Source organism: Vibrio sp. TRT 21S02 (genome assembly GCF_050113675.1).
GTDB lineage: Bacteria > Pseudomonadota > Gammaproteobacteria > Enterobacterales > Vibrionaceae > Vibrio.
Genome location: NZ_JBNJOI010000022.1, coordinates 23032 through 42720 on the forward strand (window position 1 = coordinate 23032; position 19689 = coordinate 42720).

Genomic DNA, 19689 nt, shown 5'->3' on the forward strand with positions numbered 1-19689 from the left:
TGTAGGAGGTTACCAAGTGTATTTATGCTTGGTTCAGGTAATTTAAAACCACTTCATGATGATCTTTGGTTTTGAACTTGTTGAACACGTGTTCAATCACACCTTCTTCGTTGATCAGGAAGCTGATGCGGTGCAGGCCGTCGTACACCTTACCCATAAACTTCTTCTCGCCCCACACACCGAACTGCTCCGCAACGGCATGGTCTTCATCAGACAGTAGAGTAAAGTTTAAGTTATCGCGCTCAATAAATTTACCTAAGCGTTTTACTGGGTCGATACTGACACCCAATACCACAACATTGTGCGCATCTAATTCAGCTTTCGTGTCACGCAGACCTTGAGCTTGCACAGTACAGCCGGGCGTCATTGCTTTAGGATAGAAGTAAAAAAGAACTTTTTTACCTGCAAAATCTGAAAGAGTGACGGTATTGCCGTCTTGATCAAGGAGTGAAAAAGCAGGTGCTTTTGCACCCGCAGTAAGCGTATTCATTCTTCTTCCTTTATTTTATTGACTGCTTTGAAAAAAGTTTAAAGAACCATGCACACCAAGGGTGTGGCAAAGCTCATCAAATTCTTCTTGAAGTTGGACGAGGTTGATCTCTGAATCGACAAACGCGGTAATTGCAATATGGAATTGGTCTTGTTGAGACTGAACTTTTTGTTTGTCGATGGTTTGAGCGCTGAGCGACGATAAGCCGATGTTTCTGTCAGCAAAAAACTGCGTGAATTTCTCGGTTAAACCGGGTTTGTCGTCAGACTCTACAAACACCTCAAGTGTATAAGCATTGTTGAGTGGTGCATGTTTCGCTGTACGCTTCATCATAGTGATCAAATCGTGTTCCTGCCCGAGCAGAGGCAGTGTTGTTTCAACACGAGTGATCGCGGCATTATTTCCTGAAAGTAGCATGAGCAGTGTGAACTCGTTACCGAATAGAGCAATTCGGCTATCCACAATGTTGCAACCCGATTGAGTTACAAGATGGACTACTTGGTTACATACACCCGGGCGGTCTGAACCTACCGCAGTGAGCACCAGATGCTGAATCATAATATCACTTTGGTCTTTGTTATCATTATTAATGCTAGCTTAGCATAGTTGGTGAAGATAAAAACAATCTATCGTGTCGCTTTCTAGAGTGAAAAACGCTATTTTGGTTAGTTTCCCAACGCATTTCCCATAATCCTCGTCAGCGTCGTGGAAACCTTACTTCAACATGACAAATTTTGATGAAAAAGGCGTAATTTGCCGGATCTCTAACATCTGATAAATATTCACTCAATTAGGTGGTTTAAGCGGGTTTAATAGCTTGTCTTTTTCAATCGCCTTACAGTACCATGCAAAAAGAAACGAAATGAGGGAGAGAGACATGTTTTCAGGAAGTATAGTAGCGTTAATTACACCGTTTAATCACGATGGCGAAGTTGACTACGTAAGCCTTAAGAAATTGGTTGAGTATCATGTCGCTGCGGGTACAGACGGTATTGTTGCCGTTGGTACGACTGGTGAATCATCTACGCTGACTGTAGAAGAGCATGTCAAGGTTGTCTTAAAAACGGTTGAATTTGCCGAAGGTCGTATTCCTGTGATCGCAGGAACTGGTGCAAATGCAACGCATGAGTCGGTCACCTTCAGCCGCTTATTAAACAACTCTGGCATTTCTGGTTGCCTGAGTGTGACACCGTACTATAACAAACCAACCCAAGAAGGTTTGTTCCAGCACTATAAAGCGATTGCAGAAGAGAGCGATGTGCCGCAAATTTTGTACAATGTACCAGGCCGTACAGCGGTAGACTTACAACCAGAGACGGTTGCTCGCCTTGCTGAGATCGACAGCATTGTTGCGCTGAAAGATGCAACTGGCGATCTAGAAAGAATTGCAATTCACCGTGAACTTTGTGGCGAAGATTTTATCTTACTAAGTGGCGATGATTCGACAGGCTTGGAATTTGTAAAACGTGGCGGCCAAGGTGTTATCTCGGTAACGAATAATATTGCGGCAGAAGATATGGCGAAAATGATGCATTTGGCATTGGAAGGCAAGTTTGAAGAAGCAGAAATCATTAATCAGAGATTAATGGCGCTGCACAAGAACTTATTCGTCGAATCAAGCCCAATTCCAGCTAAGTGGGCAGCCCATAAAATGGGATTAATTGCACATGGTGGCCTACGTCTGCCTCTTACTGAATTGTCTGAAGGCGCTCGACCACTTGTCGCTCAAGCGATGACGGAAGCTTGTATCTACTAAATTATATGGATTGCCGAGGCTAAGCTTCGGCATTTAATTGTCCGGGAGTATCAATGAAATATTCACACCAGCTAGTTTTGAGTTCACTAGCTGTTTTTGTTTTAACGGCTTGTTCTGGTGGTGCATCTCAGCGTCGTCAGGCGAAAGATGACTTTGAATACTTAGACACACCATCACTATCTGAGTGGCAGGTTCCTGCTGGCTCTAAGCGCCAGTACTACACCAACTATCAGATCCCTAAAGGGGATTTTGCTGGTGGCATCGGTAAAGAAGTCGATATTCGACCACCGCAGCAAGTTCTGGAGTTGATCCCGGGTGCTCGTGCTGAACACCGAGATGGTGAAGTGACACTTTGGCTGCTACGTGAAGATGAAGCACAAAAAGTGTGGCAAACGGCTGAGAAAATGCTCGCGGAGCAAAACATCGCGATTCGTTCCCAAACTGATAAACGCATTGAAACCGAATGGGTGAGTTGGCAGTCTGAAGACGAAGACATGGAAGTGGGTAGCCGTTATGAAATTACACGTGTTGAAGCGAATAATCGTCACGGGTTCAAAATTTCTCTGATTGACTGGCGTGAAGGCGGTAAGCAAATGCCTGTTTCTGCCACCAATAAAGAACGTTACAACGCACTAATGACGAACTTAGTGACCGCTCGTTACGATCGTGATTTACGCGAAGAAGCGGCGCGTCGAGCACAAGAATTAGTGAAGCAAATTCCAATATCACTGGGTACTGACCGTAGTGGCTTCCCAGTTATTATTGCACGCACACCATACAACGTTTTGTGGCAACGTGCGCCATCGTTGCTGCCAGCAATGGGCTTTACATTGGAAGAGCGCAACCAATCTCAAGGAACCATCAAGGCTAAGTATGCTGAGCCGGATGATGCGTTTTGGCAAGAAGTTGGTCTGAAACCGATTGGTCTTAAGTCAGGCACGTACACATTCTTGCTGGGTGATTTGGGTAACCGAACCTCTATCAACGTGACAGACTCTGCTGGTAAGCCAGTGGAAGAAGCATTACTGAAAGATATGGTGCCAGTGCTATCAGCGGTTGCAGATAAGCAAGCGAAATAATTTCAGCGCTCGATATAAAATCCAACGCCCGATGAACATCATCGGGCGTTTTGCTTTTAATTCGGTTTGAATGGTAGAGCTAGACAGCAAGCTTCCTGTTATTGCTATCGGCCAGAAGCGAGAAAGAAAAAGAGCGCCATGTAGGCGCTCTTTTTGTATCCGTTAAGATCAAGCGGTTTGTTTTTGAAGTTCTTGCTCTTCAACTTCTTCATTGACCACTGCTTGTGGCTCGCACTTGTCGACAAACCAGCCCATATACGACGTTAAGATTGTGACAATGATACAGACAAAGCTTAACCACATGAATGGAGCATAAGAGAGGGTAGCGACCCCTAAAATGCTCGCCATATAAATACCATTATCACTCCATGGCACCATACCGGAAGTCAGTGTGCCACCAAATTCCGCATTACGTGATAGGTTTTTGCGTTTATAGCCTAAACGGTCATAGTTCTTCGCGCAGATTTTCGGGGTAAGAATAAGAGAAACGTACATTGCAGAACCAAAGACATTACCCATGAAGGCTGTTGCAATGGTGCTGGTTGCTAATGAGCCTGAGCTATTGACGCGTTTTTCAAACAGTTTGGCGATAGTTTCTAATACGCCCACTTTATCTAATAAGCCACCAAAACCAAGGCCAAAGACAATTACAGCAACCGAACCGAGCATGGATGACATACCCCCACGGTTAAGGATTGAATCAATAAATGGCACACCAGATTCGATATGGTATGGCGCCCAAGCCGTGTTGAAAGCTTGTAGGAAGTCGACATCTTGGATCATCACTGCCCAGACGATACCAAGCAACGAACCAAAGCTGATCACAGGGAATGATGGCATACGCATAGCCAATAAACCCAGAACGATGAGGACTGGCACAAAAGAGTATGGGGTAATATAGAACTGCTGTTCCATGGCCTTGATGACAGACTGCACCTGAGACATGTCGACATTACCAGCGTAGTGGAAGCCAAATGCGGTAAACATAACGCCAGTGATGATGTAGCTAATGAGTGCGATTGGCAGCATGCCCTTGATGTGTTCCATGACTTCGACATTCGACATGGAAGATGCAAGGATCACCGAATCAGATAAAGGAGACATCTTATCGCCAAAATAACAGCCAGACAGGATTGCCCCTGCGGTCACTGGTGCTGGAACACCTAAGCCTTGTCCAATCCCCATCATTGCGATTCCGGCGGTACCTGCCGCACCCCAAGAGGTACCGGTTGCCAGTGCGGTTAATGAACAAATGATCATAGTGGCAAGCAGGAAGATAGAAGGGTGGATCGCTTTCAAGCCGTAATAAATAATCGTGGGTACAATGCCGCCTGAAATCCATGTTCCAACCAATGCCCCAACAGCTAATAGGATCAGCACAGCTCCTAGGCCATTTGAAATACCATTGAGCGCCGCTTTTTCCAATGCTTTGTACTTGTGGCCTAGGCGAACACCCAGCGCAATGATCACAAACCATCCAATATACAAAGCTAACTGAATCGGCAAGTTAAGTTTTGCGGTAAAAGAAAATGCTAACAGCAGGAAAAATCCTAGCGAAAGGGTTACCTGCAATAAGCTAGGTAAACGAGGAGAGTTCTGCATCATTAAGAGCCTCTGTCTGATTTAAGAGCTAATAAATGGTTAACTCGTTTTTATAATGACGCGTACTTTACAATGAACGGAGTTATATTTCGAATTAATGTCGTATTGATGTGATATAAATCTGTGATGGTTAAATTGTATAGTTATAAATGCTAAAAATGGTTAATTTTAATGATCTGAAATGTTTTGTAATGTGAGATTGTTGTGTTACATCATGTAATCGATATATGAAATCTGAATGCTTTTTGTTCATGTGTGGGAATTGGAGAATGAAAAGGTGCCAAAATTCACTTTCCACAGAAAAATTTAGCCAAGTGAAAGAAAAGTTACGTAAAGAGGCATTTTTTTCTTGAGATTTTTATTCGAAAATTGAACTATTGAGACATCACCTTTTTAGATTTGATTACATGGAGAGTACATGATGAGAGTAGGTTTAGTTGGTTGGCGTGGCATGGTGGGGTCGGTATTAATGCAGCGCATGGTTGAAGAGAAGGATTTTGACCTTATTGAGCCCGTTTTTTACAGTACTTCTCAAGTGGGTATTCCTGCCCCTAACTTAGGTAAAGATGCAGGTATGCTTCAGGACGCTTTTGATATTGAAAGCCTAAAGCAGCTAGACGCTGTTATTACCTGTCAGGGTGGTAGTTACACAGAAAAAGTTTACCCAGCACTACGTCAATCGGGGTGGAAAGGTTACTGGATTGATGCAGCCTCAACATTGCGTATGGCAGAAGATTCAATCATCACTCTGGATCCGGTGAACTTATCACAGATTCAGCAAGGCATTCATGGTGGTACCAATACGTTCGTTGGTGGTAACTGTACAGTTAGCCTTATGCTAATGGGTTTAGGTGGCCTATTTGAGAAAGGGTTAGTGGAGTGGACCAGTGCTATGACGTATCAAGCGGCATCTGGCGCAGGGGCGAAAAACATGCGCGAATTGATTTCACAAATGGGTGTTATCAACGATGCAGTCAGCTCTGAGCTGGCAAACCCAGCAAGCTCTATTTTAGATATTGATAAGAAAGTTGCGGACACCATGCGTAGCGACTCATTCCCTGCGGATCAGTTTGGCGTACCTCTGGCTGGTTCATTGATCCCTTGGATTGACGTTAAACGTGACAACGGCCAAAGCAAGGAAGAGTGGAAAGCGGGTGTTGAAGCAAACAAGATCTTAGGTTTCCAAGATGCACCAGTACCAATCGACGGTACTTGTGTACGGATCGGGGCAATGCGTTGTCACTCTCAGGCTCTAACAATCAAGCTTAAGCAGAATGTGCCAATGGACGAGATTGAAGAGATGATCGCGACACACAATGATTGGGTGAAAGTGATTCCAAACGATCGTGACATAACAGCGCAAGAGCTAACGCCAGCAAAAGTGACAGGTACATTATCGATTCCTGTTGGACGCCTGCGTAAGATGGCAATGGGAGACGATTTCCTGAACGCCTTTACTGTTGGTGATCAGCTGTTATGGGGTGCAGCAGAACCGCTACGTCGTACGCTGCGAATCATCCTTGCTGAAAAATAATAGAGAAACTGAACGAAAAAAGCGCCAATTGGCGCTTTTTTTATGTTTCCAGTTGTGGTGCCGTTAATTGTTTTGGTTTTCTTGGCTGACAACGCGCTTATCGGGATCCGCGAGCTCGCTGCCGCAGTGCTTACAGTGCATGGCATCTGAATCATGGCCGGAGCGATTGCAATTTGGGCACTTCACCAATTGTTTGTGCGCACTCATTTCATTACTGAGTTCAGCCGTGATGATCCCGGTCGGAACCGCGAGAATCGAGTAACCGAGTAACATCGTCAGCGATGCAATTGCTTTACCTAAGTGAGTTTGTGGCACCATATCACCGTAGCCGACGGTTGTGATGGTCACAATGGCCCAATAAATACTTTTTGGAATACTAGTAAAGCCATTGTGTGGGCCTTCAATGACAAAAATCAGTGCCCCAAAAATGGTGACAAGGATGCCCACTGTGCTGAAGAAAATGATGATCTTCCTACGAGCCATTAATAATGAGCGGAGCAAGATGTTTGAATCTTGCAGGTAACGGACGAGTTTAAGTATGCGGAAAATTCGCATGACCCGTAGCAAACGTACAACCCCCATAAACGAAGCGCCGGGGAAGAAAATAGCAAGATAGGTTGGCAAGATAGCTAACAGATCCACCACGCCATAAAAGCTAGTAGCGTAAGATTTCGGTTTTGGTGAACAGTAGAGCCGTAGCAGGTACTCAACTGTAAATAATGCAGTAAATGTGTACTCGATATAGCGTAGCTCTTGTGACCACTCAGTCATCACCGTTGGTAAGGACTCAAGGATGAGCACCAAGAGTGACGTGATAATCGCGATGATCAGCGCGATATCAAATGCACGGCCTGCCGGGGTGTGGGTCCCGAAAATGATAACGTAAAGGTGATGTTTGAGAGAGTGTCGAGGCATGATACTTAATGGCTTCCTGTGGTTAGCCATATCATACCTCTATTTATATAGTCAGGTAAGTTTTAGATAAACCTAGAGTATAGAAGAGCTCTTAGCCGTCGCTAGGCAAGGCCGGGGAACAGATTGCGTAATCCGTTTGCGATAAACTCGATCCCTAGTGCGCCAAGGATCAGGCCCATAATACGCGTAATAACGTTGATACCCGTTTGACCAAGGAAGCGGACAATCAAAGGCGCAGAGCGAAATAAAAGCCACGAACACAAGCAGAAAACAGCAACTGTAATACTGATCCCCACAGTGTCCAGAGCACTAGGGTAGCGGGCTCCGTAAACAATGGTCGAGCTGATAGCCCCCGGACCTGCCATTAAAGGCATTGCGAGTGGCACGACACCAATTTGCTCTCGGCTTACGTATTCTGATTTTTCTTGTTTGTTTTGTTTATCTTCACCCAGCTTACCGCTCATCATCGAAAAGGCGATGCTTAATAGCAATAGGCCACCAGCAACACGGAAAGAATCCAACGAGATGCTGAACATATCCAGCAGCATCTGACCTGCAAATAAAGAAACAATCAAAATAATGGCAACGGCAAAATTTGCGGTCGCCGCTGTTTTGTGCTTTTCCTCTAAGGTCATGTGGCCAGTCAAGGAAACAAAAACGGGCATAATGCCGACTGGGTTAACAGCTGCAACTAAACCAAGAAAAAACTGTAAAAAAATCGCTATCTCAAAAGTTTGCATAGAGACATCTCACACAAGGTCCCGAAGGAGAATAGAACGGAATGAATATCTAACAGTGACGCACGAGGTAAATGAGAGAGTGCAGGCGTGATTCGCGAGACTTCTTGCGTACACCTTAAAGGGTAACTGACAGATATTGTTGAGTAATGTAAGCGAAAAAGCTCCATGGAGCGAATGAAAAAAACTAACGTGTAATCCTTTTCATAACTGAGAAATACTAATTTTTGAACAATAGGTGAAAACAAATAGCACAATTTGTTACATACAATATGGACCTGAAGGCATAGAATTTTGTGCAACTGTTAACATTCGCACATTTTTAATAAAAAACTGTCCGAATGCTAGTGTGTATAACGAGCTCGGATATACTCCTAGTAGCACGTAAAAGCTCGTACACAAGTGCCTTTTTTGTCTAAAAATGAAACTTTTTTACAGGTTGATGTAGTTTTTTTTATTTTTACTACTTCAATTGAAGTTTTTTTGAACATTGCTCGGGTTGAGGGTAAGTTGTTATTTATCAGTGTGTTATGGTTTGTTTTTGATGTTAATTACCACTAACGGGGTAATTAATTTTTCAGAACTGATCTGAGTCAATTTTTTTCACACACTGAAATATTATACTCAGACCTGAAAGCAATTTACTAAGAATGTTGTAAGTTAAGTCACTGAAGAAATGTGAGAACAAGCAGTCAGCAACCTTACTAAAAAGTTTTTAATATTTATTAATTTAGGAGATTCACTATGCCTGTTACTAATTTGGCTGAACTAGATGCAATGGTTGCACGCGTTAAGAAAGCGCAAGAAGAGTTTGCAACTTTCTCTCAAGAGAAAGTAGACGCAATCTTCCGTGCAGCATCTTTAGCAGCTAACCACGCTCGTATCCCGCTAGCACAACAAGCGGTTGAAGAGTCTGGTATGGGTATTGTTGAAGACAAAGTTATCAAAAACCACTTTGCTTCAGAATTCATCTACAACAAATACAAAGATGAAAAAACGTGTGGCATCCTTGAAGAGGATGACAACCTAGGCACGATGACTATCGCAGAACCTGTAGGTATCATCTGTGGTATCGTACCAACAACTAACCCTACTTCTACTGCAATCTTCAAATCTCTAATCTCTTTGAAGACTCGTAACGGTATCATCTTCTCGCCACACCCACGTGCGAAGAACTCTACTAACGACGCAGCGAAACTTGTTCTAGATGCAGCAGTAGCAGCGGGTGCTCCAAAAGACATCATCGGTTGGATCGACCAACCATCTGTAGAGCTTTCTAACGCTCTTATGAAGCACGAAGGCATCGCACTTATCCTTGCAACTGGTGGTCCAGGCATGGTTAAAGCAGCTTACTCTTCTGGTAAGCCAGCAATCGGTGTAGGTGCAGGTAACGTTCCTGTAGTTATCGATGAAACAGCTGACATCAAACGTGCTGTTGCTTCTATCCTAATGTCTAAAACTTTCGATAACGGCGTAGTATGTGCTTCTGAGCAGGCTGCAATCGTAGTTAGCGAAGTATACGACGAAGTAAAAGAGCGTTTCGCTTCTCACAAAGCTCACGTTCTATCTAAAGCTGACGCTGATAAAGTACGTAAAGTACTTCTTATCGACGGTGCGCTAAACGCGAAAATCGTAGGTCAACCTGCTCCAGCAATCGCTGAAATGGCTGGCGTTAAAGTTCCTGCTGACACTAAAGTTCTTGTAGGTGAAGGTCTAGGTAAAGTTTCTTACGATGATGAGTTCGCTCACGAGAAACTATCTCCAACTCTAGGTCTGTTCCGTGCTGACAACTTCGAAGACGCAGTTGCTCAAGCGGTAACAATGGTTGAAATCGGTGGTATCGGTCACACATCTGGTCTTTACACTAACCAAGACGTTAACGCAGACCGCATCCGTTACTTCGGTGACAAGATGAAGACTGCACGTATCCTTGTAAACATCCCAACTACTCACGGTGGTATCGGTGACCTTTACAACTTCAACGTAGCACCTTCTCTAACTCTAGGTTGTGGTTCATGGGGTGGTAACTCTATCTCTGAAAACGTTGGTCCTAAGCACCTTATCAACAAGAAAACTGTAGCTAAGCGAGCTGAAAACATGTTGTGGCACAAACTACCTAAGTCTATCTACTTCCGTCGTGGTAGCCTTCCAATCGCAATGAGCGACCTAGAAGGTAAGAAACGCGCATTCCTAGTAACTGACCGTTTCCTATTTAACAACGGTTACGCTGATGAAGTAGTTAAACTGCTTAAAGAGCAAGGTATCGAAGTTCAAACATTCTTCGACGTAGAAGCGGATCCAACACTATCTGTTGTTGAGAAAGGTGCAGAAGCAATGAAGAGCTTCCAACCTGACGTAATCCTAGCTCTAGGTGGTGGTTCTCCAATGGACGCTGCTAAGATCATGTGGGTAATGTACGAGCACCCAGAAACTCACTTCGAAGAACTAGCAATGCGCTTTATGGACATCCGTAAACGTATCTACAAGTTCCCTAAAATGGGTAAGAAAGCTGAGCTTGTATGTATCACTACAACTTCAGGTACGGGTTCAGAAGTTACGCCATTCGCGGTTGTTACAGACGACAAGACTGGTGCTAAGTACCCACTAGCTGACTACGAAATCACGCCAAACATGGCTATCGTTGATGCTAACCTAGTTATGAACATGCCTAAGTCTCTAACAGCATTCGGTGGTTACGATGCAGTAACTCACGCTCTAGAAGCTTACGTATCTGTTCTTGCTAACGAATACTCAGATGGTCAAGCTCTACAAGCACTTAAGATGCTTAAAGAGTACCTACCTTCAAGCTACGCGAACGGTGCAAACGACCCAATCGCTCGTGAGAAAGTACACAACGCAGCAACTATCGCTGGTGTAGCATTCGCGAACGCATTCCTAGGTGTTTGTCACTCTATGGCGCACAAGATTGGTGCTGAGTTCCACCTACCACACGGTCTGGCGAACGCACTACTAATCTCGAACGTTGTACGTTACAACGCGAACGACAACCCAACTAAACAAACTGCGTTCTCTCAATACGACCGTCCACAAGCACGTCGTCGTTACGCTGAAGTTGCTGACCACCTAGGCCTAAGCCAAGCTGGTGACCGCACTGCTCAGAAGATTGAACGTCTACTAGGTTGGTTGGAAGAACTTAAACTGAACCTAGACATCCCAGCTTCTATCCAAGCTGCAGGTGTTGCTGAAGCAGACTTCACAGCAAAACTAGAAGAGCTAGCAGTTGAAGCGTTCGATGACCAATGTACTGGTGCGAACCCACGCTACCCTCTAATCAGCGAGCTAAAAGAAGTTCTACTAGCGTCTTACTACGGTAAAGCATTCGTTGAAGGTGAAACTTTCGAAGGCACAACTGTAATCAAGAAGAAAGCTGACCAAGAAGCACCAGCGGCTCCTAAAGCTAAGAAAGAAAAAGCTAAAGCTTAAGTAAGCATTTAGTTTTGAGAAAGGTTTTCGCTAGCACGAAACCTTAAATCGGGAAAAGGTTAAAGCCCCAGTCGAAAGACTGGGGCTTTTTTTATCTAATTCAAACTAAGATCCGCTTGTTGATGTGAAGAGCAGATTGAATGCCGTGAGCTGGTATTATTTTGCGCTACAGAGAAGAAAACAGAAAGAGAAGAGGCTGGAGAGTGGATACAAAAAAGCCGATGCATTTGCATCGGCTTTTGCTGGATTGCGAGTTTTATTTCTCTTCGTCTGGTAGCTTAACATTAAGCTCTAGCACTGAAATATCGTCGCCTTTGTGCTCTAAAGAAAGATCAACCATTGCTGGATCAATCGCAACGTATTTGCTAATCACTTTAAGAATGTCTTCTTTCAGTTGTGGCAAATAAGATGGCGCAGGATCATTTTGGCTGCGGCGTTCTGCAACAATGATTTGCAGGCGCTCTTTCGCCATACTGGCTGAGCTTTTTTTGCTTGGGCGGAAAAATTCTAGTAATGACATGCCAACGATCAGCCTCCGAATAGTCGTTTAAAGATTCCTTTCTTCTGCTCGGTTAGGAAGCGGAAGTCTACTTGCTGGCCAAGAAGGCGTTCAACAGTATCGTTGTAAGCCATACCAGCGTCAGTTTGTTCATCAAAAATGACTGGTACACCTTTGTTTGATGCATTCAGTACGGCTTGGCTTTCAGGGATAACACCCAGAAGTGAAATATGAAGAATATCTTCTACATCTTGAACACTTAGCATTTCGCCTTGTGTCACACGTGCTGGGTTATAACGTGTGAGTAGCAAATGTTGCTTCACTGGCTCTCGGCCCTCTTCAGAGCGGCGAGACTTAGAATCCAAAATTCCAAGGATACGGTCAGAGTCACGGACGGAAGATACTTCTGGGTTCGTTGTCACAATGGCCTCATCTGCAAAGTATAGCGCCATTAGCGCACCTTGCTCGATCCCTGCTGGGGAATCACAGATGATAAAGTCAAAGCCCATCTCATCCATTTCATCAAGTACACGTCTAACACCTTCACGTGTTAGCGCGTCTTTGTCGCGAGTTTGTGAAGCTGGCAAAACGAAAAGGTTGTCTGTACGTTTGTCTTTGATAAGGGCTTGGTTTAGCGTTGCCTCACCGTTGATGACATTAACAAAATCGTAAACAACACGGCGTTCACAGCCCATGATCAAATCTAGGTTACGTAGACCGATATCAAAATCGATTACTGCGGTTTTTTTGCCTTTAAGAGCAAGGCCAGATGCAATTGCTGCGCTAGATGTAGTTTTACCTACGCCGCCTTTACCTGACGTGACAACTATAATGCGTGCCATGACGTATATTCCTTATTTTTTAAATCGTGAGCAACTCAAGTTCAAGCGAGTCACTTTTTAAACTCATCATTACTTTTTGATCCCAGAGTGCTGGGTCGAATTGATCGGTTAACCAATAGTGTCCGGCAATTGACATCAACTCAGCGTTGAGTTTCTGACAAATAATGACAGCATCGGTGTTTCCGTTAGCTCCTGCAATGGCTTTGCCACGCAAAGTGCCATAAATGTGAATTGAGCCATCTGCGATGACTTCTGCCCCCTCGCTAACGTGATTGAGGATCACCAAATCGCCGTCTTTCGCGTAAATCTGCTGACCCGAACGTACAGGGGTACGAACCACTTTAGTCGGAACCATCTTTGTCGGCGCTTGAGAAGAAGAGCGACTGGCCGACATGATGGCAAACCCTGCTTCTGTTGCTAGCGATTGTGCGCGTTTATTTTTGCAGCCGGCGATACCAACAGGGATCAGCCCCGCGTCTAAAATGCCCTGTTTTAACTGACCAAAGTCAATCTCGTTTTCAACCTTTGCTATGTTTATTACAACAGGTGCAGATGCAAAAAATGCACGGGCTTGTTTCACTCTTTCATTGAGGAAATGCATCGTTTTTTCGATATCATTGTCAGAAAGGTGTAAAACTGACAAAGTAAAACTACTACCTTTTAAATCTGGGGTACGTGACATCGTTTACTTTGGACCTCGATAACTCGTTGCCATTACTGAAATGGCGTTGCCTGAGACTAGGGGTGTCATGTTATATTCCCTGTTTAGGCACAGCAAGTTATCTTGCGCTCAATTATGCGTTTTGCTGATAATTTTAGCGAAACGTTGACGAAACTGAATTGAATTACCAAAAGGCTTTATATGCTTTGTGCGATATACAAAAGTTCCAAAAAGGAAGGAGCTTATCTTTATATTCAGAAGAAGGACGATTTTTCACAGGTTCCTGACACTCTGATGCAGATGTTTGGCAAACCTATCATGGTGATGATGGTGAACTTGGATGGTCGTCAACTTGCACAGGTTGATATTGAAAAAGTGAAACAATCTTTAAATGAAGATGGCTTTTTCTTGCAATTACCTCCGCCACCGAAGAATCTATTAGAAGAATATAAAGAACAAAAAGCTCGTCAAGCATCTGAGTGATCGGCTGTTAAAGAGCGGAAATTGCACAGGGGAAGCAATTTGAAAAAGTTATTGTCAGTATTATTAGGATTAAGTCTTTCTGCTCCGGGGTTAGCGGCAGAAGTCAGCTTTGAACGCTATGTTGAAGGGCTCAAAGAAGAAGCGCGTGAAAATGGCATCTCTGAAACGATTATCGATCAGGCCTTTCAAAATGTAACGCACAAGCCACGAGCGGTAAAAGCCGATCGCAACCAACCAGAGAAAAAGCTCACTCTGGACGAATATATTCCACGTGCCGTCCCTGATTGGAAAGTGAAACAAGCTAGGCAACTATACAAAGAGCACTATACAGAGCTCAAACGTATCGGTGACGAGTTTGGCGTTCAGCCTCGCTTTATCGTTGCTTTGTGGGGAGTTGAAAGTAACTTCGGTAAGTTCACCGGTAATTACAGTGTGATCGATGCGCTTTCAACCATGGCTTACGACGGGCGTCGGGAAGCATTCTTCCGCAAAGAGACTATGGCTGCATTGAAGATCCTTGATGAAGGCCATATCACACCTGCAAACATGAAAGGTTCATGGGCAGGGGCGATGGGACAATGCCAATTTATGCCGAGCTCGTTTCTATCTTTCGCTGCGGATGGCGATGGTGATGGCAAAAAAGACATTTGGAATACCAAAGCAGATGTTTTTGCCTCAACAGCCAATTATCTTGGTCAATCTGGCTGGGATGACCAATACACTTGGGGACGTCAGGTAAAGCTGCCTGAAGGCTTTGATACCAGTATTCAAGGGCGCGAAGAAAGTAAAGGTAAGTATTTGCAGCAATGGAGCAAGCTGGGCATCACCAAATATGATGGCAGTCCATTGCCTACGCTGGATAAAGATATTAAAGCGTGGTTGATTGCCCCAGATGACGAAAATGGTCGCATTTATCTGGTGTACAACAACTACAATGTATTGATGAAGTGGAACCGCTCTTATTACTTTGCTTTGGCTGTGAGCCATCTCGCTGATCGGATATAGTCTTCACGATATAAGTTTTAACGATAAGGGCTCTATTGAGCCCTTTATTTTTTCGAGGAAATTGTGCTTTCAGAACGCGCTGCTCAGATGGTGGTTTTCACCACCTTAGTCAAACACCAAAGCTTTACCAGCACCGCTAAGTCATTAGGTGTTTCGGTTTCTCATGTGAGTAAACAGTTGGCCCTACTTGAAGCTTCACTTGGCATTAAGTTAGTGCAGCGTACGACCCGTACTTTTACCCTGACAGAGGCGGGTGAACGTTTCAATCGGCATTGTGAAGAAGTGGTGCAGATCGTCTCCAATGCTCAATATGAAATGGAAAACCAGCGTGATGAAATTTCAGGGCTAGTCAAAATTGGTCTTTCTCAATCGTTTGGTACGCTGCATATTATTCCTGCGATTAACGAACTGCGTCAGCAGTATCCTCAGCTTCAAGTCGAAGTTCACTTGTTTGATTACAAAGTGGATATGTTATTAGAAGGGTTGGATGTTTGGATAACCAATAATGAACAACTTCCAGAAGGGTATATTGCACAGCGATTGGCGGACTGCCAGTTTGTTGTTGTCGCCTCACCCGATTATTTACTCAGCCATGATACGCCGCGCCACCCTGATGATCTTAAGCAACATAATTGTCTAATTTATAGAAGTTGGGAGCGTGATTATCATACTTGGGCCTTTTGTCAGAAAGGAGATCAACTTGCCGTTAAAGTTTCTGGTAATTACTCTGTCGATCTGGCGGAAGCCGTGAGAGATGCGGCGATCGCAGGGTGGGGGATTGGTTACCTAGCGACTTACTTACTGGATGATGAATTTCGAAATGGCAAGCTTATTCAATTGTTACCCGAGTGGCGAGCGTGTCAAAAAATGCCTTTTTATGCTGTTTACCCAAGCCGAAAACACATGCCTAAAAAAGTGTCTGCAGTGATCGAGTTCATTCGCGATAAAATTGGTTCTCCATGTCACTGGGATCAAAAACTTGCACCATACATTTCAATGCCTGATTAGTTGTAATATTAACGATTGATTATTTCCTGCCTCATAAACATCTTTTCTCAATGGAAATAGTAAAGTGAAGCAAACGTTTAAATGCATTGATTTCAATTAGTTAGTTTAATGGTGAAACTTTAATCACTAGCAATGCTCACCCTGTTAACATTTGAAAGTTGCAACAATTTGTTGCGTCTATACAATCCGACGCCTTTCCTGTTTCCCCATTTTTCGGATTGTTTTTATGAACTCATTGTTAGGTGTTATCGCGATATTTGTTGTCGCGTGGCTGCTTTCTGCCAATAGAAAGAGCATTAACTATCGAACCGTTTCATTGGCCTTTGCTCTGCAAGTCTCTTTTGCATTGTTGGTGTTATATGTTCCTGCGGGCAAAGAAGCACTTAACAGTGTTACTGGCGCCGTATCGAATATGATCAACTACGGCCAAGAAGGGATCACTTTCTTATTTGGTGGTTTGGCGACAGGTGGCTTTACCTTTGCCATCAACGTACTGGGTATCATCATCTTTTTCTCTGCTCTGATTTCAGGTCTTTACCATATCGGACTGATGCCTAAAGTAATCAACTTGATTGGCGGTGCATTGCAACGTTTATTAGGTACTGGCCGCGCTGAGTCACTTTCGGCAACTGCGAATATCTTTGTCGGTATGATTGAAGCGCCTCTTGTGGTGAAACCTTACCTGAAACACATGAGCGACTCTCAGTTTTTTGCGGTCATGACTTGTGGTTTGGCTTCCGTTGCTGGTGGCACACTCGTTGGTTATGCATCATTAGGTGTGGACTTGAACTACTTGATCGCCGCTGCTTTTATGTCTGCGCCTGCTGGTTTATTAATGGCGAAAATTTTGATGCCAGAAATTGAGCCTACGATTGAGCAGTCATCAATGGAAAATGTCGAGATCCCACGAGCAACCAACGTGGTTGAAGCGATGGCGGATGGTGCGATGTCTGGCCTTCGCATTGCCGTAGCTGTGGGCGCAACCTTACTGGCGTTTGTATCAGTGATTGCATTACTTAACGGCCTGTTAGGCTGGGTGGGAAGCTGGTTTGGTATTCAATTAAGCTTTGAGCTGATCTTAGGTTACTTATTTGCACCAATCGCATGGTTACTCGGTATTCCATGGAATGAGGCCGTCACAGCTGGTTCTCTGATTGGTAATAAAATTGTGGTTAACGAGTTTGTTGCTTTCATTCAACTGATGGACGTTAAATCGCAATTGAGTGCTCACTCTCAAGCGATTGTGACCTTTGCCCTTTGCGGTTTTGCGAACATTTCTACCATGGCGATGTTGATTGGTGGTCTAGGTAGTTTGGTGCCAGAAAAGCGTCCGTTCATCTCCAAATATGGCTTCAAAGCAATTTCAGCAGGTGTACTGGCGAACTTAATGAGTGCTTCAATTGCAGGTGTAATTTTAAGCCTGTAGCACGGTGTCATTCGTTAGAATTAAAAAAGGGTTGATGTTTCGCATCAACCCTTTTGTGTTTTTAAGGAATTACTTTTTGGTGTGGAATTGTTCACACGCCATCATGGTATTTTCAATTAGCGTTGCAACAGTCATTGGGCCGACACCACCAGGGACCGGGGTAATAAAGCTAGCGCGCTCTTTTGCATTGGCATAGTCAACATCACCAACAAGCTTGCCGTTTTCAAGGCGGTTAATGCCCACATCAACCACAATCGCGCCTTCTTTAATCCACTCTCCTGGAATGAAGTTGGGCTTACCAACGGCAACCACAACCACATCTGCTTGGCGCACATGGCCTTCGAGATCTTTAGTAAAGCGATGACATGTCGTGGTCGTGCAACCTGCAAGCAGCAATTCTAATGTCATTGGACGACCGACGATATTGGATGCCCCAACAATCACCGCGTGTTTGCCTCTAAGCTCGATATTGTATCGATCAAGTAAAGTGATGATGCCTTTTGGTGTACATGAACGTAGCTTAGGGATGCGTTGAGCTAAACGACCAACGTTGTATGGATGAAAGCCATCTACGTCTTTTTCAGGGATGATACGTTCAAGTACGTGTGTCGCGTCAATGCCCGCAGGTAGGGGAAGCTGAACCAGAATGCCATCAATTTCACTATCTTGGTTGAGCTCGTCAATCAGTGCCAACAATTCTTCTTCCGAAGTTGATGCAGGAAGATCAAAGGATTTAGAAACAAAGCCAACTTCATCACAAGCACGACGTTTACTACCAACGTAAACTTGAGAAGCCGGATCTTCACCGACTAAGACCACCGCAAGACCCGGTGCACGTAATCCTGCTTCGACGCGCGCTTTTACTCGCGCAGCAACTTCAGATCGAACAGTTTGAGAGATGAGAGTTCCATCAATGTTTTGAGCAGTCATGACTTTCCTTTGAAAAATAGAATAGCGGAATTTATTTGTCGCGCATTGTCGCAAAAAAATCAATGAACATCTATAAGCAAACGTTTGCTTTGAGTGTTTTTTGGACTCCTCAACGCTCCTTGCCCTTTTTTTAGGCATTCAGATCAGAATGTTAGATAAAGCGATTGATTTAACAAATTGAACTCGTATAATTCTGTCCCTGTAGCGCGCCCTTAGCTCAGCTGGATAGAGCACGTCCCTTCTAAGGATGTGGTCATAGGTTCGAATCCTATAGGGCGTGCCATTTATTTCGGGGCGTAGCAGGTTAGTACTTGCTACGCCCTTTTTCGTTTTTGCTATTTTTAGTCAAGTAACTAGTCAAGTAAGCGTGAAGCTTAATGTAATCATCTGTAATGAATACATAAGTTCGCTTTCTTCTCGCGGCTACGTATTTGAGACTAAAAATGCAAATCAGCCCCATTGTGAGGCTGATTGATCTATTTAATTAGAGTTTTTCCTATAAAACACAACCATCTCACTGATTGAATTAAATTGGCTACCAACCTCTTTCCAAACACACTCTTCACAAAGAAGCCCTCGTCCATATCTTGCTGTTTTCTCACCACAGCATAGGCAGATAGGATCATTGGTCTTTATACTGTTTTCTGCAACCTCTGTATCTTCACATGGTTGTTCTATGGTTGACTGAGGCCAACGAAGCATTTCGACAAGTTCTTCCCAGTGCTTTAAAAGGTAGCTAAAAACACCTTCAGAGTTAAGAAGCCTGATAGGACTTTTAGTTGGGTAAAGATCGTTAGCTAACTTATGCGTATTTACTCTCAGGATAATGTCGATATCGTGAGGTACTGCTTCTGGTAATAAATGGGGACTGCTCTCGAAAGGGATATCCATTACTACCGATATGTTAGAGGTTAAGTCTTTAGTGTATGCATCAACTTGAACTCCAGATTTGGTACATTCAACCTCCCATTGCACATCATTAAAATCCCACTCATCTAAATCAAAGTTAACTAGAGTTGGGAGCTGTTGCCTTATAATCAGTGCCAACGCAGTAACGGGGGAGAACTCACACTCAGAACTTGTTGTGTTTTTATCAGTGCGGTGTGCGAAGTGCCATTGATTGATACTTCCTAACCTCGCAGTAACTGGGGTTCCACATGACAAACAATGGCAGTTGCAATCATCGCCACGCTCCACTTGCTCAATCCCCACTATTCGGTTTGAACTGTTGCTGCGAGCGAAAGGCATAAGGACTTGAAATGAAGACATATAAAGACC

The 19689-nt window shown here is 44.1% G+C and carries 18 protein-coding genes and 1 tRNA gene; 9 read left to right on the plus strand and 10 right to left on the minus strand.

Going from position 1 to position 19689, the window contains the following annotated elements:
- Window positions 1–22 precede the first annotated feature (22 nt).
- Window positions 23–490 carry a thioredoxin-dependent thiol peroxidase gene (bcp, locus tag ACQEXU_RS19605; protein ID WP_427012002.1) on the minus strand — a complete coding sequence of 156 codons (468 nt, stop codon included), beginning with the start codon at window positions 488–490 and terminating at the stop codon, window positions 23–25.
- A 15-nt stretch (window positions 491–505) separates the two neighbouring features.
- On the minus strand, window positions 506–1048 hold the full coding sequence (locus ACQEXU_RS19610; RefSeq protein ID WP_367988500.1) for a glycine cleavage system protein R: 543 nt from the start codon (window positions 1046–1048) through the stop codon (window positions 506–508).
- 319 nt (window positions 1049–1367) lie between these two features.
- Between ACQEXU_RS19610 and dapA the strand changes: the two genes are divergently transcribed.
- Entirely contained in the window at window positions 1368–2246 is an 879-nt protein-coding gene (gene dapA, locus ACQEXU_RS19615) for a 4-hydroxy-tetrahydrodipicolinate synthase (RefSeq protein WP_367988501.1), read from the plus strand.
- A gap of 53 nt (window positions 2247–2299) precedes the next feature.
- Entirely contained in the window at window positions 2300–3325 is a 1026-nt protein-coding gene (bamC, locus tag ACQEXU_RS19620) for an outer membrane protein assembly factor BamC (RefSeq protein ID WP_367988502.1), read from the plus strand.
- Between the two features lie 168 nt (window positions 3326–3493).
- Here the strand turns inward: bamC and nhaC are convergent, their stop codons facing one another.
- A complete protein-coding gene (nhaC, locus tag ACQEXU_RS19625; RefSeq protein WP_427012003.1) occupies window positions 3494–4930 on the minus strand; it encodes a Na+/H+ antiporter NhaC in 1437 nt (478 codons plus the stop codon).
- A gap of 418 nt (window positions 4931–5348) precedes the next feature.
- Between nhaC and asd the strand changes: the two genes are divergently transcribed.
- The gene (gene asd, locus ACQEXU_RS19630; protein ID WP_427012008.1) at window positions 5349–6461 is read left to right on the plus strand and encodes an aspartate-semialdehyde dehydrogenase; all 1113 of its coding nucleotides are present in this window, start codon (window positions 5349–5351) and stop codon (window positions 6459–6461) included.
- A gap of 63 nt (window positions 6462–6524) precedes the next feature.
- On the opposite strand, the gene ACQEXU_RS19635 is transcribed toward asd, so the two are convergent.
- Window positions 6525–7376, minus strand: a complete 852-nt coding sequence (locus tag ACQEXU_RS19635) for an ion transporter (RefSeq protein WP_427012009.1) — start codon at window positions 7374–7376, stop codon at window positions 6525–6527.
- Window positions 7377–7477: 101 nt separating this feature from the next.
- Window positions 7478–8116 carry a YchE family NAAT transporter gene (locus tag ACQEXU_RS19640; RefSeq protein WP_367988504.1) on the minus strand — a complete coding sequence of 213 codons (639 nt, stop codon included), beginning with the start codon at window positions 8114–8116 and terminating at the stop codon, window positions 7478–7480.
- A 741-nt stretch (window positions 8117–8857) separates the two neighbouring features.
- Between ACQEXU_RS19640 and adhE the strand changes: the two genes are divergently transcribed.
- Window positions 8858–11557, plus strand: coding sequence for a bifunctional acetaldehyde-CoA/alcohol dehydrogenase (adhE, locus tag ACQEXU_RS19645; protein WP_367988505.1), 2700 nt, complete (start codon window positions 8858–8860; stop codon window positions 11555–11557).
- Window positions 11558–11813: 256 nt separating this feature from the next.
- Here the strand turns inward: adhE and minE are convergent, their stop codons facing one another.
- Genes minE through minC form a run of 3 tightly spaced genes read right to left on the minus strand, consistent with a single transcriptional unit; the run spans window position 11814 to window position 13580 of the window.
- Complete coding sequence (gene minE, locus ACQEXU_RS19650) at window positions 11814–12077, minus strand: cell division topological specificity factor MinE (RefSeq protein WP_367988506.1); 264 nt, start codon at window positions 12075–12077, stop codon at window positions 11814–11816.
- Between the two features lie 8 nt (window positions 12078–12085).
- Window positions 12086–12898 (minus strand): septum site-determining protein MinD, encoded by an 813-nt coding sequence (gene minD / locus ACQEXU_RS19655; protein ID WP_367988507.1) that lies wholly within the window; start codon window positions 12896–12898, stop codon window positions 12086–12088.
- A gap of 19 nt (window positions 12899–12917) precedes the next feature.
- Window positions 12918–13580, minus strand: coding sequence for a septum site-determining protein MinC (gene minC, locus ACQEXU_RS19660; RefSeq protein WP_427012004.1), 663 nt, complete (start codon window positions 13578–13580; stop codon window positions 12918–12920).
- A 180-nt stretch (window positions 13581–13760) separates the two neighbouring features.
- On the opposite strand from minC, the gene ACQEXU_RS19665 reads away from it, so the two are divergent.
- The 4 genes from ACQEXU_RS19665 (at window position 13761) to ACQEXU_RS19680 (ending at window position 17481) form a co-directional block, all read left to right on the plus strand.
- Entirely contained in the window at window positions 13761–14042 is a 282-nt protein-coding gene (locus ACQEXU_RS19665; RefSeq protein WP_367988509.1) for a YcgL domain-containing protein, read from the plus strand.
- A 39-nt stretch (window positions 14043–14081) separates the two neighbouring features.
- On the plus strand, window positions 14082–15047 hold the full coding sequence (locus ACQEXU_RS19670) for a lytic murein transglycosylase (protein ID WP_367988510.1): 966 nt from the start codon (window positions 14082–14084) through the stop codon (window positions 15045–15047).
- Window positions 15048–15110: 63 nt separating this feature from the next.
- Window positions 15111–16055: a LysR family transcriptional regulator gene (locus tag ACQEXU_RS19675; RefSeq protein WP_427012005.1), complete on the plus strand. Its 945-nt coding sequence runs from the start codon at window positions 15111–15113 to the stop codon at window positions 16053–16055.
- A gap of 226 nt (window positions 16056–16281) precedes the next feature.
- Window positions 16282–17481 (plus strand): NupC/NupG family nucleoside CNT transporter, encoded by a 1200-nt coding sequence (locus ACQEXU_RS19680; RefSeq protein WP_427012006.1) that lies wholly within the window; start codon window positions 16282–16284, stop codon window positions 17479–17481.
- A gap of 69 nt (window positions 17482–17550) precedes the next feature.
- On the opposite strand, the gene folD is transcribed toward ACQEXU_RS19680, so the two are convergent.
- Window positions 17551–18411, minus strand: coding sequence for a bifunctional methylenetetrahydrofolate dehydrogenase/methenyltetrahydrofolate cyclohydrolase FolD (folD, locus tag ACQEXU_RS19685; protein ID WP_427012007.1), 861 nt, complete (start codon window positions 18409–18411; stop codon window positions 17551–17553).
- A 206-nt stretch (window positions 18412–18617) separates the two neighbouring features.
- Here folD and ACQEXU_RS19690 point away from each other — a divergent pair.
- Window positions 18618–18694, plus strand: a tRNA-Arg gene (locus ACQEXU_RS19690).
- Window positions 18695–18891: 197 nt separating this feature from the next.
- Here the strand turns inward: ACQEXU_RS19690 and ACQEXU_RS19695 are convergent.
- The gene (locus ACQEXU_RS19695) at window positions 18892–19680 is read right to left on the minus strand and encodes a competence protein CoiA family protein (RefSeq protein WP_176246118.1); all 789 of its coding nucleotides are present in this window, start codon (window positions 19678–19680) and stop codon (window positions 18892–18894) included.
- Window positions 19681–19689: the final 9 nt, after the last annotated feature.

What these genes read in the sequence shown, in the direction of transcription:
- adhE (WP_367988505.1), top strand. Translation starts at nt 8,858, where the DNA reads ATGCCTGTTACTAATTTGGCTGAACTAGATGCAATGGTTGCACGCGTT.
- bamC (WP_367988502.1), top strand. Translation starts at nt 2,300, where the DNA reads ATGAAATATTCACACCAGCTAGTTTTGAGTTCACTAGCTGTTTTTGTT.
- minE (WP_367988506.1), bottom strand. Translation starts at nt 12,077, where the DNA reads ATGTCATTACTAGAATTTTTCCGCCCAAGCAAAAAAAGCTCAGCCAGT.
- ACQEXU_RS19635 (WP_427012009.1), bottom strand. Translation starts at nt 7,376, where the DNA reads ATGCCTCGACACTCTCTCAAACATCACCTTTACGTTATCATTTTCGGG.
- ACQEXU_RS19640 (WP_367988504.1), bottom strand. Translation starts at nt 8,116, where the DNA reads ATGCAAACTTTTGAGATAGCGATTTTTTTACAGTTTTTTCTTGGTTTA.
- bcp (WP_427012002.1), bottom strand. Translation starts at nt 490, where the DNA reads ATGAATACGCTTACTGCGGGTGCAAAAGCACCTGCTTTTTCACTCCTT.
- ACQEXU_RS19680 (WP_427012006.1), top strand. Translation starts at nt 16,282, where the DNA reads ATGAACTCATTGTTAGGTGTTATCGCGATATTTGTTGTCGCGTGGCTG.
- ACQEXU_RS19610 (WP_367988500.1), bottom strand. Translation starts at nt 1,048, where the DNA reads ATGATTCAGCATCTGGTGCTCACTGCGGTAGGTTCAGACCGCCCGGGT.
- folD (WP_427012007.1), bottom strand. Translation starts at nt 18,411, where the DNA reads ATGACTGCTCAAAACATTGATGGAACTCTCATCTCTCAAACTGTTCGA.
- minC (WP_427012004.1), bottom strand. Translation starts at nt 13,580, where the DNA reads ATGTCACGTACCCCAGATTTAAAAGGTAGTAGTTTTACTTTGTCAGTT.
- dapA (WP_367988501.1), top strand. Translation starts at nt 1,368, where the DNA reads ATGTTTTCAGGAAGTATAGTAGCGTTAATTACACCGTTTAATCACGAT.
- ACQEXU_RS19665 (WP_367988509.1), top strand. Translation starts at nt 13,761, where the DNA reads ATGCTTTGTGCGATATACAAAAGTTCCAAAAAGGAAGGAGCTTATCTT.
- asd (WP_427012008.1), top strand. Translation starts at nt 5,349, where the DNA reads ATGAGAGTAGGTTTAGTTGGTTGGCGTGGCATGGTGGGGTCGGTATTA.
- minD (WP_367988507.1), bottom strand. Translation starts at nt 12,898, where the DNA reads ATGGCACGCATTATAGTTGTCACGTCAGGTAAAGGCGGCGTAGGTAAA.
- nhaC (WP_427012003.1), bottom strand. Translation starts at nt 4,930, where the DNA reads ATGATGCAGAACTCTCCTCGTTTACCTAGCTTATTGCAGGTAACCCTT.
- ACQEXU_RS19695 (WP_176246118.1), bottom strand. Translation starts at nt 19,680, where the DNA reads ATGTCTTCATTTCAAGTCCTTATGCCTTTCGCTCGCAGCAACAGTTCA.